15 protein-coding genes and 1 other annotated feature are annotated in these 12753 nt (G+C 43.9%); all 15 genes read right to left on the reverse strand.

What is annotated here, in order from left to right:
* Window positions 1-21: 21 nt before the first annotated feature.
* A complete protein-coding gene (locus tag AC2JF7_RS01965) occupies window positions 22-903 on the reverse strand; it encodes a GNAT family N-acetyltransferase (protein ID WP_500726551.1) in 882 nt (293 codons plus the stop codon).
* Window positions 900-2600, reverse strand: coding sequence for a DNA repair protein RecN (recN, locus tag AC2JF7_RS01970; RefSeq protein WP_500726553.1), 1701 nt, complete (start codon window positions 2598-2600; stop codon window positions 900-902). The genes AC2JF7_RS01965 and recN overlap by 4 nt, the downstream gene beginning before the upstream one ends.
* Before the next feature lie 9 nt (window positions 2601-2609).
* Window positions 2610-3422, reverse strand: coding sequence for a TlyA family RNA methyltransferase (locus AC2JF7_RS01975; protein WP_500726555.1), 813 nt, complete (start codon window positions 3420-3422; stop codon window positions 2610-2612).
* The gene (locus tag AC2JF7_RS01980) at window positions 3423-4292 is read right to left on the reverse strand and encodes a polyprenyl synthetase family protein (RefSeq protein WP_500726557.1); all 870 of its coding nucleotides are present in this window, start codon (window positions 4290-4292) and stop codon (window positions 3423-3425) included.
* The gene (locus tag AC2JF7_RS01985; protein WP_500726559.1) at window positions 4292-4534 is read right to left on the reverse strand and encodes an exodeoxyribonuclease VII small subunit; all 243 of its coding nucleotides are present in this window, start codon (window positions 4532-4534) and stop codon (window positions 4292-4294) included. Before AC2JF7_RS01985 ends, AC2JF7_RS01980 begins: the two co-directional genes overlap by 1 nt.
* Window positions 4515-5882, reverse strand: coding sequence for an exodeoxyribonuclease VII large subunit (xseA, locus tag AC2JF7_RS01990; protein ID WP_500726561.1), 1368 nt, complete (start codon window positions 5880-5882; stop codon window positions 4515-4517). The genes AC2JF7_RS01985 and xseA overlap by 20 nt, the downstream gene beginning before the upstream one ends.
* A complete protein-coding gene (locus tag AC2JF7_RS01995) occupies window positions 5872-6741 on the reverse strand; it encodes a tetrahydrofolate dehydrogenase/cyclohydrolase catalytic domain-containing protein (RefSeq protein ID WP_500726563.1) in 870 nt (289 codons plus the stop codon). Before AC2JF7_RS01995 ends, xseA begins: the two co-directional genes overlap by 11 nt.
* 52 nt (window positions 6742-6793) lie before the next feature.
* On the reverse strand, window positions 6794-7192 hold the full coding sequence (gene nusB / locus AC2JF7_RS02000; protein ID WP_500726565.1) for a transcription antitermination factor NusB: 399 nt from the start codon (window positions 7190-7192) through the stop codon (window positions 6794-6796).
* Window positions 7170-7628, reverse strand: a complete 459-nt coding sequence (locus AC2JF7_RS02005; RefSeq protein WP_500726567.1) for an Asp23/Gls24 family envelope stress response protein — start codon at window positions 7626-7628, stop codon at window positions 7170-7172. Before AC2JF7_RS02005 ends, nusB begins: the two co-directional genes overlap by 23 nt.
* Window positions 7629-7646: 18 nt before the next feature.
* Window positions 7647-8216, reverse strand: coding sequence for an elongation factor P (gene efp / locus AC2JF7_RS02010; protein ID WP_500726569.1), 570 nt, complete (start codon window positions 8214-8216; stop codon window positions 7647-7649).
* 72 nt (window positions 8217-8288) lie between these two features.
* Window positions 8289-9398 (reverse strand): M24 family metallopeptidase, encoded by a 1110-nt coding sequence (locus AC2JF7_RS02015; protein WP_500726571.1) that lies wholly within the window; start codon window positions 9396-9398, stop codon window positions 8289-8291.
* Window positions 9399-9542: 144 nt separating this feature from the next.
* A complete protein-coding gene (gene rpmA, locus AC2JF7_RS02020; RefSeq protein WP_500726759.1) occupies window positions 9543-9836 on the reverse strand; it encodes a 50S ribosomal protein L27 in 294 nt (97 codons plus the stop codon).
* A gap of 13 nt (window positions 9837-9849) precedes the next feature.
* Window positions 9850-10164, reverse strand: a complete 315-nt coding sequence (gene rplU, locus AC2JF7_RS02025) for a 50S ribosomal protein L21 (protein WP_500726573.1) — start codon at window positions 10162-10164, stop codon at window positions 9850-9852.
* A 13-nt stretch (window positions 10165-10177) separates the two neighbouring features.
* Window positions 10178-10255: a sequence feature (ribosomal protein L21 leader region), on the reverse strand.
* Between the two features lie 100 nt (window positions 10256-10355).
* On the reverse strand, window positions 10356-11195 hold the full coding sequence (locus AC2JF7_RS02030; RefSeq protein WP_500726575.1) for a YitT family protein: 840 nt from the start codon (window positions 11193-11195) through the stop codon (window positions 10356-10358).
* Window positions 11196-11328: 133 nt separating this feature from the next.
* Complete coding sequence (locus tag AC2JF7_RS02035; protein ID WP_500726577.1) at window positions 11329-12651, reverse strand: DUF2325 domain-containing protein; 1323 nt, start codon at window positions 12649-12651, stop codon at window positions 11329-11331.
* Window positions 12652-12753 lie beyond the last annotated feature (102 nt).

Here is a 12753-nt window from a genome sequence, read left to right on the forward strand (position 1 = left end):
AATCTTATCAATTCTGTACCCTTATTTGTTGCTGGCCTTTTTGACTAGATAAACCGGCTGACATCGAGTTTTAAAGCCTGCATTTTTGTATGCATAAAAGGCAGCAAGATTATCAGTTTCTACATCTAAAACAAATTCACGCGTGCCTTCAGCCTGACGCATTTCCATCATTTTTTTGATGAAGAAGCTGGCAAAACCCCGCTTCCTCATGCTAGGAATGATAAATAGACCAAAGAAGTAGTCATATGACCCCGTATCGATAGCGCAATAGCCTATAATTTTCTCTTGGTAGCAGAGTACAAAGCTTAATGCTCCTTTATCCTGCAAACTTTGCGCAATATATTTTCTGGAAGTATCTAAACTATCGCCAAAGGCCTGGCTGTGCAATGCTGCAACATCTTCAACGTCTGCAGCTCTTAGTAGACATACATCCAAGACCCTTCTTAAGGGATCATCAGCCGCAATAGGCGTGGGTTCAACACTACGCATATTGTACTCACGATCATCTATTGTCAACTCCAGGTTGGCTAAAAAATCTGGGTTATGGTCTAAAAAGCTCTGCTCACTGGCGTAACAAAAATTGCTATAACCATACTGGACTAGTATTTTCTTAGCGCGGGCAATCATTGCCCTTGCCACTCCTTGATTGCGCACATTGGGGGCCACTACAACATGGATGTCAACTTGTTCTTTTGGTGAACCATCAGCATAAAGCATAACCAATCCAACCAGTTCATCTGCCTGGTAAGCCAAGACAAAGGTTGGCATATCTGCAAAATAATTATATTGGTTATTCAAGTACGGATCAGTATATGTGCCATCATTCTTATGGACGCTGGCAATTAATTTATTTGCTTGCCCTATTTCTTTTTTGGTCAACCTTACTTTTTCGATGTATTTCATTTTTGTTCTTTCTTATTAAGGCTCTTCATCAAGTCTTTGGCGTTCTGTTTGGCTGCCTGAGTAACATTGCTGCCAGCCATCATCTCGGCAATTGCCGTGATGGTCTCCTCTTGGGTAAGTGGACCAATCTGCGTATAAGTAGCCCCTTCCTTAACCTGTTTGGCAACCAGGTACTTCTGATCGCCAGCTGCTGCAACTTGAGGAGAATGGGTAATTGCTATGACCTGCTTATGTGTGCCAATTGAGTGCAATTTTTGCCCAATCGCGGCTGAAACACGGCCAGACACACCCGTGTCAATTTCATCAAAGATCATTGTGCCAACTGGTTCAACTTGGCTGAAAATTGCCTTCAAAGCTAAAATCAAGCGTGACTGTTCCCCGCCAGAGACGATTTTAACCAGTGGGAGCAACTCTTCACCTGGGTTAGGGGCAATCAAGAAGACGATTTCGTCTGTGCCCTTCTTGGTAAAGTCCTTAGTAGGAGTAAATGAGATGGAAAAGCGGGCCTTGGCCATGTACAAGTCAGCTAGTTCCTGCTTGATCTTTTCTTCAAGCGTGTGGGCAACTTTAACTCGCGTCATGTGCAGTTTTTGGGCTTCTTGAGTCAACTTGCCTTCTAGTTCAGTAACTTGTTTTTGCAAGTTTTCTTCATCAAGACCGCCTGTTTCATACTGTCCTAATTCCTTTTGCACCTTTTCATAAAAGTCAAAAACATCTTGCAAACTTGGGCCGTATTTTTTCTTCAGGGTGTTGAGCAAGTCGAGTCTGCTTGATACATACTGGAAACGCTCTTCATCGAAATCAAGTCCATCCAAAACATTTGACAGTTCACTTCGAGCATCGCTCAAGGCAAAAACGCCATCATCAATTGTCTTGGCGATGTCCTTGAATTTTGCCCCATACTCCGTTAGTTCGTTAGCAGCATTCTGCGCATTGCTCAAAAGAGCCTCAAGGCCATGCTCATCGTCATCATATAGCTGCATCAAGTAGTTGGCTGTATCGACAATTTTTTGATAGTTGCTCAGTTCGGTAAATTCTTCTTCAAGCTGCTCATCTTCATCTGGATCATTCAGGTTAGCTCCAGTTAACTCATCATTTTGGAAGGATAGAATGTCTTGCTTTTGGGCAAGTTCCTGGGCATCTTGCCGCAAGTGGCTCAACCGCGTATTTAAATTCTGCCAACTATGATAATCGGCCTGGTACTGGGCCAGTTCGGTTTTAAACTTTTCAGGAGCATAGTTGTCAACCAAATCAATCTGTCTATCCTGATTCATTAAGACCTGCTGGTCATTTTGGCCGTGAATATCCACTAAGTAGCTGCCCAGTTCACGCAAAACATTGATCGTTGTTAATTGGCCATTGATGCGCACAACATTGCGACCCTTGCTAGCCAATTCACGGCTAATGATCAGCTGGTGGTCAGAATAAGGCAAGCCATACTGGTCACATAAGGCGGCAATATGGGTTGAACCAGACGAAGCTGGCTCAACTTCAAAAAGCCCCGTAACGACTGCCTTTTTCTCCCCTGAACGAATCATTTCTTTTTGCCCGCGGCCACCCATCAAGAGCGAAACCGCATCAATAATAATCGACTTTCCGGCACCAGTCTCTCCGATTAATACCGTCATATTTTCTTGAAAGCGAACCTTCAACGCCTTAATGATAGCGAAGTTTTTAATATCCAGTTCAACTAACATAACTTTCTCCTAAAGCTCGGCAACCGCCCGGGCAACAACATCTTCTGGGCTTTTAGACCACAGGAGCTTGCCGCCTGCCTGGACATCTTTTTGCAAATGAATCAAAAACTCAATATTACCCTTGCCACCTTTAATAGGTGAATAATCCACGTCTAAAACATTGAACCCAACTGCCAATGCTTGATCAATTGTATGTTTGATAACACTGCAATGCACAGCGTGGTCGTGCACAATGCCATGCTTGCCCACATTTTCTGGACCAGCCTCAAATTGGGGCTTAATCAAACAGACTGCATCACACTGGTCCTTTAAGATCTGAAACATGGGTGGCATAATCAGATCAAGTGAAATAAATGAAACATCAGTCATCGCAAAGTCTGGCAAGCCCTGTTTAAAGTCTGCTGGCTTGCTGTAACGAAAATTCTGCTTTTCCATTACCACAACGCGCGGATCATCACGCAGTTGCCATGCTAATTGATTGTATCCAACATCAAGCGCATACACCATTTTGGCCTTGTTCTGCAAGGCTACATCAGTAAAACCGCCAGTTGAAGAACCTATATCCAGGCAAATCTTGTCGGTTAAGTCGATTGTAAAGGATTTCAGCGCCTTCTCCAACTTAAAGCCACCTCGAGAAACATACTTCTTCTTAGATGCCTTAACAAAAAAGCGCTCCTCTTGCGGAAAACTAGTGCCACTCTTGTCAATGCGCTGGTGGTTGTGATCTGAGACCAACCCCGCCATAATTGCTCGTTGGGCCTGGGTTCGGGAATGAAAAATTCCCTGTTTGGCTAGTAAAACGTCTGCTCTTTCTTTTGCCATTTACAACACCTTTTGATACAAATCAAGAAACCCGGCCAGTACAGTCCCCTTCAGTCCAGTCAGATTGCCTTGAGCAGCCTTAATCAAAGCGACTAATTTTTGCCGACTTTGCTTTGCTCCCATCAAGGTTAACGCATTGTTCTTGCCAATTTCTTGGTCCTTATGGGTGGCCTTGCCCGCCTCTTGACTAGTTTCAACGATGTCAACCAAGTCATCATAGATTTGGTAAGCACGGCCAAAGTTTTGAGCAAAGGCCAGTAGTTGACCTGTGGTCTTTTCACCAGCTTTAGCCAGGGTCAAAGCCATCTCAACGCAGGCCTTAATTAGGCAGCCTGTCTTAAGCCATTCCATCCGGTTAATAAAGTCAGCGTCTTGTGCCACGCTGGCGTTATTAGTCGAATCGATATCCAGGTACTGACCTCTAACCATTCCGTTAGCGCCGACTGCAGCAGTAATGATTTGTACCAGTTCTGCTTGTTGGCTGCCTGCAGCAATCCACTGAATGCCCAAGGGTAGCAAAGCATCGCCGGCTAAAATAGCTTCAGCTTCGCCCCACTTTTTATGGCTGGTCAACTTGCCCCGCCGAAAATCATCATTATCCATCGCAGGTAAGTCATCATGGATCAAGGAGTAGGTATGGATCAACTCAATTCCACAACCTATTCTAATTTCCTGGGACCCAATTTCATAGTCCAGTGCATCAAGCGTTGCCAAAAATAGCAAGGGCCGCAAGCGCTTCCCGCCAGCCATAACTGAATAAGACATAATCTGACTGATTTTGCCATCATCTATCTCTTGGTCTAAGTGACTAGCTAAAAATTCATCTACTACTGGCGTCCATTTTTTTCTAAACTCAGTAAAAATCATCATTATTTTTCCGGTGCCGCCGCACTCTGTGGATCTATCGCGTGTTCCGTACCATCTTCATCAATTAACTTGGCTACTGTTTCTTCAGCTGCCGTCAATTTTTTGTTTAGATCGCGGCTTAATTTTACTCCCGTCTGAAATTCAGTCAGTGCATCCTCTAAAGGAACATTACCGTTTTCAAGATTGCTGACTATTTTTTGTAATTGCGTTAATTCTTCTTCAAAATTATTCTTCTTTGCTGGCATTTTTGCTTCTCCTTGTTGATTTGATAACTGCTGTGGCCTTGCCATCTTTAAAGTGCAAGTCTACTTCGTCCTTCTTGGCGATTTGCGCAACTGAACTAATCGTTCCCTTGCCTACCTCCGTTACATAGGCATATCCCCGGTCCAGCGTCTTGAGCGGACTATAATCGTCCAGTTGCTGACCAGCCTGCGCCAGTTGGTGTCTTTTTTCACTCAGAAAGTGGCGCATATTGTCTACCAGCTTTTGGTAGTAAAAATGTTCTTGCTGCAATAGCTGCTCGGTTTTTTGGTCAGGACTTGCTGAGCGCAGCTTTTGAGCTGTTAGGCGGTAGTTTTGCCGCAGTCGTTCTAACTGGTGCAGCATGTTGCTATCAAGCCGCTCACGCAGTAGGTCCAGCGTCTGTGCCTGCTCATCATAGAGACGGGCTGGCTCGCGCATGATGACAGAGTTGTTTATCCGGGTCAGTGCTTCACGACGGACTCGGATAATGCCCTGCATGCTTGCAAGCAGGCTGCTTGCAAGCTGGTGAATATTGGCCAATTCATCGGTTAAATTTGGCGTGGCATATTCTGCAGCAGCAGTAGGGGTTGCTGCCCTAACATCTGCTACTAAGTCGCACAATGTTGTATCCGTTTCATGACCTACTGATGAAATGACGGGCATTTTCATTGCATAAACCTGCCTGACCACTGCTTCTTCATTGAACGGCCATAAGTCTTCAAGCGAACCACCGCCACGTCCAATAATTAAAACATCATACTTGTCGCCACTAGCTGCAATTTGCTTCATGGCCCTAACGAGTGAATCTGCAGCCCGGTCACCTTGCACCTGGGCTGGAAACAAGTCAACTTGGGCGTGCGGGAAGCGGCGATTGGCAGTTACCAGGATATCGTGGATAACTGCTCCTGATGCGCTGGTAATTACTGCAATATGGTCAGGAAAATGTGGCAGGGGCCTTTTATGTTCTTGGTCAAAGAGACCTTCTTGAGCAAGCTTTTTTTGCAGCTGCCTTAATTGCTCATACAGTGCGCCTAAACCAGCAGGTTCCATTGATTCAGCATAAAATTGATAGGACCCTTGGGGACCATATACGCTGACATAACCAGTAATATAGACCTTCATGCCCTCTTCAGGCTTAAACTTGACCTTGTCAAAGTGAGACCGGAACATGACAACATTGATCTTGGACTTTTCATCTTTTAGGGAAAAATACTGGTGTGAGTTGCGCCGAAAGCGAAAATTAGATAGCTCACCTTGAAGAAAAACCTTGTGCAGGTATGGGTCATTCTTAAATTTTTGAGTAATGTAATAATTTAAATCCGTGACGCTAAGGTACTTGTCATCTGCCATTTTTTCTCCTTGTCAACTTCACTACTTGTTCCATCAGCGCTTCCACTGTCAATGGACCAATCCCACCAGGAACCGGTGTGATGTAGCTTGCCTTAGGGGCAACGCTAGCAAAATCTATATCTCCCACAGTCTTGCCGTAAACGCGATTGATACCAACATCAACCACAACCGCTCCCTCTTTCACCATGCTGGCAGTAACTAGACCTGCATGACCAGCTGCAGAGATAAGAAGGTCGGCCCGTTTAGTATACTCTTGCAGGTTTTGGGTTTGAGAATGCAAAATCGAAACTGTGGCATTACGCTCTAATAAGAGCGCAGCCAAGGGCTTGCCAACAATACTGGAGCGCCCAATAATCACTATATTTCGACCTTGAAGTGGAATATGGTAATAGTCCATCAGCGCCAAAATTCCATGCGCAGTTGCTGGCTCAACGAAGTGGTCGCCCCGCCACAAGCGGCCAATATTACTGGGTGTAAGACAGTCAACGTCTTTTTCTGGATCAATGTGTCCCAGGGCTGCATTAAGGTCAATTTGACTCGGCACTGGGAGCTGAATCATAATACCGCTGACATTTTGATCTGCATTTAGTTGGTCAATTAATGCTAGCAAGTGATTTTGACTTTCAGTTGCTGGCAGCTGATAGACTCTTTGGGCGATACCGACTTCTTCTGCCCGTTTTTTCTTGGTTTTCAAGTAAATTTGGCTGCCGGCATCGTCCCCAATGTTAATTACGCAAAACAAGGGAGTAATTCCGTCCTGTTTGAGTTTCTTAACTTCTTCTTTGAGTTTCTTAACTTCTTCTTTGAGTTTAGCTGCACGTTGGTTGGCTAAACGCCTGCCATCTAATAACTGGACCATCCGTTCACTTCCCTTCTTAATAAAAATAGTCGGCCTCACAGCCGACTATTAATTATTTTGGGACAAAATTTGCCAGCAAGCCATTGATAAATGGTTTGCTCTTAGGATCAGCAAATTCATCACATAAGTTTAAAGCCTCATTAACTGCCGCTTTGGGTTCAATCTCATCACTATAGCAAATCTCATATAGGGCGACTTCCAAAATAGCAAGCGAAATCTGATCAATTCGATCAATCCGCCAACTTTTTTTGAGGTGGGCAGCAAGCTTATCCTTGAGCTCGCCGCGCTTTGCAATTGTCCCTTCAATCAGCGACTTGGCATAGGCGGAAAGTTCCTTAAGATCGAGCATTGCAACAGTTTTAGCTTCAACTTCTGCAGGAGTATACTTGGGATCTTGATTTGCCAAGTATACGGACTGCATTGCAATTCTACGACTCTGGTGTTGATTCATCTTTACTCTTTTCATCAATGTCTGAAAACAGCTTGGAGGTACCGCTATTGTCCTCTTCTTCATCCTCTGGAAATACCAAGCCTGTAACGTGGACGTTAATTTCCTTAAGGGTCAAATCGGTCATTTGCAATACTTGCTGCTTCAATGACTTTTGCAAATTCATCGCGATTTTAGGCAAATAGCTGCCTGCTTCAATGCTGACGAAGACGTCGGCAACCAAGTCATGGTCGTCATCAAGTTTTACAGCTACACCGCGGCCACGGTCTTCAAGTCCCAAGACCCGGTTAATGCCAGACCTCATGCTGCCATGCAACTCAGCAACACCATCAACTTTTTCGGCAGCAATGCCCATGATAACTTCAAGAACACTAGGATCGATTTCAATTACTTCACCGTTATTTTTATCATCTAAGACAATTTTTGAACTATCTGCCATTTTGTTTACCTCGAAATACTATTTATTCGCCCGCGATACATATGTACCATCGACGGTGTTAATAATTAAGACATCGCCTTCATTAATAAAGAAAGGTACGTTAACTACCAAACCAGTTTCCATTGTTGCAGGCTTACCACCACCTGAAGATGTATCACCTTTAATATTAGGCTCGGTTTTGGCAACCGTCAATTCAACGGTATTAGGCAATTGAATTCCTAAAGTTTTGCCCTCATGCATGATAACACTGACATCCATGTTTTCCTTAAGAAACTTAGCCTCTTCTTTGACTTGGTCATTTGGAATAGCTAATTGGTCATAAGTGCTTGTATCCATCAATACATAGCTAGAACCGTCGTTGTACAGGTATTGCATTCCCTTAGTCTCAATTTCTGCAGTTTCAACTTTTGCAGTCGACCGGAATGTGTACTCCTGAACAGCACCAGTATTCAAGCTCTTTAGCTTTGAACGAACAAAAGCACTGCCCTTGCCTGGCTTGACATGCTGAAACTCAACAATCCGCCACAAGTCATTATTGTACTTGATGGTTAGGCCGTTCTTAAATTCGTTAACTGAAATCATTGTCATATTAAGTACCTCATCTCCATAATAATATCTTACCAATTCCAACGTAAATTTACTATCAATAATCTTTAACTTTTATAAAGAAATCAATTCATCCTTGGGTAAAGTCGAAAGCGTTTCTGGCATCTGATCGTGAACCAAGATATCGTCTTCAATGCGCACGCCGCCCTTATCAGGTAAATAAATGCCCGGTTCAACTGTATGAACCATATTGTTAACCAACTCTTGCTGGCCAAAAGGCAGGGCAGGCTGACACAACTCATGAATTTCTAAACCAATACCGTGACCAATTCCATGACCAAAATATGGGCCATAGCCTTGCTCAGTGATATAGTCACGGGCAGCATGATCAACGTCGCGGCCATGATTGCCAGCTATTGCAGCTGCAATTCCGCGCCGCTGAGCCTCGTGCACAATGTCATATATTTTATGCAGCTCGCGGTCAACCTGGCCAACTGCCACTGTACGCGTAATGTCTGCCGCATATCCATGATAAAATGCACCAAAGTCGACGACTACCATGTCACCTTCTTCAATCATCTTGTCGCTGGCTACGCCATGAGCCCAGGCTGAGCGTACGCCTGAGGCAATGATTGTATCAAAGCTGGGGCCATCGCCGCCATTGACCTTAAAAAGATAATCAAGTTTAGCGCCAATGTTGCGTTCCACTGCACCAGGCTTGATCAAGGGCAATATTTCATTGAAACTGTCCATTGAAATATCAATGGCTTCTCGCAATGCTGCCAACTCTAGTTCATCTTTAACATTGCGTACGCGTTCAACCAGTTCCTCACAAATTTCGAAATCAACCTGTGGGTTTAGTTTTTGCAAGCAGTTAAACTCCACAGCAGAGACAAACTCACCTTCAACTAAAACCTTTTTTAAGTTCGCTTGCCGCAATTGCTCACTAATTTCTTGGTCCTGGTCCTTGTGCTTCATGATAACTTTTATCTCACCTGGAGCCTGGGCCTTGATCTGACCTTCAAAGCGCGAGTCAGACAATAATATCCGATCGCCTTTGGCTGTCAATATCAGTTGTGCCTCTTCACCGGTAAAGTTTGTCAAATAACGGTAATTAGCCTGGTTAAAAACCAAAAGGGCATCAGCACCACGATCTTGTACCAACTTCGTTACCTGAGTAATTCGTCTATTTAACAGCGTTAACAACCTGTCTTTTTCGTCCATGTTGAACCTCCCTAATTGCAAATACTTGCTTTCACTTTACCGCTGAAGTCTTCTGCCTATTTCAGCCCTTAAGCGCGCAAAATTTATCCCATAACATAAAAAGACGAGAAGCATATGCTTTTCGTCTTCTTATTAAGAACTAAATTACTTAGCTTCTTCTTCGGCTGGAATAACAGAAACTTGCTTTCTGTACTTGTCCAAACGTTCAAATTTAACTACTCCGTTTACTAATGCAAACAAAGTGTCGTCTCCACCACGTCCAACATTCTTGCCTGGGTGAATCTTTGTACCGCGTTGACGGTAAATAATTGTACCAGCATGAATAGTTTGTCCGTCAGCAGCCTTGGCGCCTAAACGACGACCAGCTGAGTCACGTCCGTTGGCAGTAGAACCGCCACCCTTGTGGTGGGCAAATAATTTAAGATTTAAAATATTCATCATTGTTTCACCTCTAGCTTAATTCAATCTTTTCAACTGCAACCTTGGTATAAGGTTGACGGTGACCATATTTTGAATGTGAGTGCTTCTTAGGCTTGTACTTAAAGGTAACAACCTTCTTTTCCTTGCCTTGCTTTTCAACTTTAGCAACAACCTTAGCACCCTTAACTAATGGTGTACCAACTTTAACGTTCTTGCCGTCAGCAGTAAGGATTACTTCATCAAAAGTAACTTTCTTGCCTTCTTCAACGTCAAGCTTTTCAACAAAAACACTATCGCCTTCAGCAACTTTATATTGCTTACCACCGGTTTTAATGATTGCGTACATTTACAACCCTCCAAAAAATACTTAGACTCGCCAATCGAGGTGCTTTTTATCAAAAGACTTCTAACCCCGAAACGTGCGGTTGCAGATGTGAAGGTCTCCACAAATACAACTACCTTATGATACTACTGCCAGGCTAGTTTGGCAACAATAAAAACACTAAAAGCCTTTGGCTCGATGTCTTAGCTGTGAAGCTAGATTTGCCACTTGCCGCCGTGCACCTTGGCAACACTTTCAGTAACAATAAAGGCCTCATCGTCAATTTCACGGGCCTTGGCAACCAGTTGACCGTATTCATTAGTATCGACAATAATCACCAATTGCTGCATGTCTTTTTCACTATAGCCGCCTTCAACATTGTAAACAGTGAGGCCATCATAATCTTCCTGGAGCATTTGCCGAATTTCTTCCAGCTTTTGGTTACTCATAATGCGCACCTGGAACTTCTTATCAAAGCCAGTTTCCGTGTAGCGCATCGTGATGGTCGTAATTACTTGCGAAAAGGCAGCCAACAGGAAAGCCTCGGTACCATCAACAAAAATATTCAAGACGATAATTGACAAGTCAATCACCATTAACGAAATAGTAGGATCGATGAAAAAGTATTTTTTAATAATGAGAGGCGGGATGGTCGTTCCACCAGCCGAAGCGTTAATGCGGTAAAGCATAGAAACGCCAACGCCCATCAAAACCCCGCCGTATATTACAGCCAGCATATTGTTAGAAGTCAGCTTAAAGCTAGGCGTTACTGCCATTAAAATAGGGAGCATCAAACTGCCTAAAGCCACCCTCTTCAACGTGCCCTTGCCCAAGAAAATTGCAGCTAGGACCAAAATCAATGAGTTGACGACAAAAACCGTCAGTGACCGATTAATTCCCCACACGGCATCGACCAAGATCGAAATCCCCGTTGAGCCACCGGCTGCAACATTAATGGGAGCATAAAAAAAGTTGATGGCAATGGCGATTATCTCTAAACCAGAGAGAAATAACAGCCAATATTGCCAAGTATGTGTACGTTTTTTATTTTTCATATCATCTTCCTTTCATAAAAATGTTATCTATTATTGTACTAAAAAATAACACCAATACTCAAGAAATACGCACAGGTATAACCTTATCTTAATTAATTCAGCAGTTAAAATTTATCTGACTGGCCAATTTTACTCAGTAGCTTGTTCGATAATTAATGGTCTGGTTGCCTTCATACGCGGGCAATTCATTTGCTGCTCGATAAAGAGCACGCTCAAAGGATTGGTATCCCTTGCTAGAACTAACAGCAAATTTGACATGGTATTTGCTGGCAAACTCCCGGATGTTCCAAGTACTGTCATGTGCAGCAAAGGCCGTTACTAAAATGACTATATCTAAGTCTTTAATTTGCTTTTCCATTAGCTTTTTCTTGCCTTGAAATGCATCAATCGGAATGGGGATGCCATTATAGCGGTTAACAATTCCTTCCAGCACTGCTTCATTTTGATTGTCACCCACAGCAATACCCACGCGTTGGTAATGCAAATCCAGTGCCAAATGCGGAAGATCCTCTTCCATGGCTGCTTTGCGGGGCTTCTTTTTCCGTGTTTGGCCTGCTGGTTTGGCCTGGTCCACTGGGTAGACCCAGCGAATTTGGATTGCCGCCACCGGATTTTTCTTAATGCGTACATCCCCATCATACCAAGCCAAGTCAACAATTGAACCGTCGCTGAGCTGTGGGCTGCCTTCTGGTGACTTGCTTGCATCAACAGGCAAGAGTACCACCTTGCCCCGAATACGCAATTTTTGTCCCTTGATATTGCGGCTGATGGCCAAGTGACCAGATTGGCCCTGGACTACCGCATATTTAAAAGTAGAAATCTGGTCAACTGCCATGCTAGCAAGCTGGCGGTGGCCAACAATGCGCAGAATTTCTGCTTCGTAATTGGGATTGGGTGCTGGCAAAGCTTCAACAATATCGCCGCTTTTGAGGTTTAAGTCATGAATTTGTGCCTCTGTTAGCGTGTACACACGTCGATTGCCATCATTAACCAAGTCACAGCCTGCAAGCAGACGAATAACAGTATAGCGCTTGCCCTTACGGTAATCCCGCTTGGGCCTTTCTGGAGGCTGTACTGCCTGCTTGAATACTTGCTGGTCAATTGCCTCTTGGGTAACTTCAGACTTGCGCAAAGCGTGCTCCAACTTAGTCATGCTTTGGCGCAGAGTGGATTGACCTGACACAGCAAACATTAACTTGTGCAAGGCCGTTAGCCCACTTTTTCGGGCTTGAGGCGAGTCTGGACTAGTGAGCAGGAGAGCTACGCTTAAAAGCAGTTGATTCAACTGACCAGCATCAAGGCTTACTTCAGCCGATTGGTCTGCTTGGTCAACCTTTACTCCATCATCAGCCATGCCCAAGATCACCTTAATTGCAGCCAGGCCATTGGCTAGACTTTTATCATCGCTTGCGGTTTGACTTAAAATTTTTTTCAAATTGTTGCGGTAATCAAACATATTTTTTCCAGCTTCTTACTATTAGTTACTTAAGTATAGCAATTAACCCAGTATAAAATAAAGCGAGTTCTACATTAACAACTTGCAGAACTCGCCCGGATT

The sequence above is a fragment of the Lactobacillus sp. XV31L genome (genome assembly GCF_059900865.1).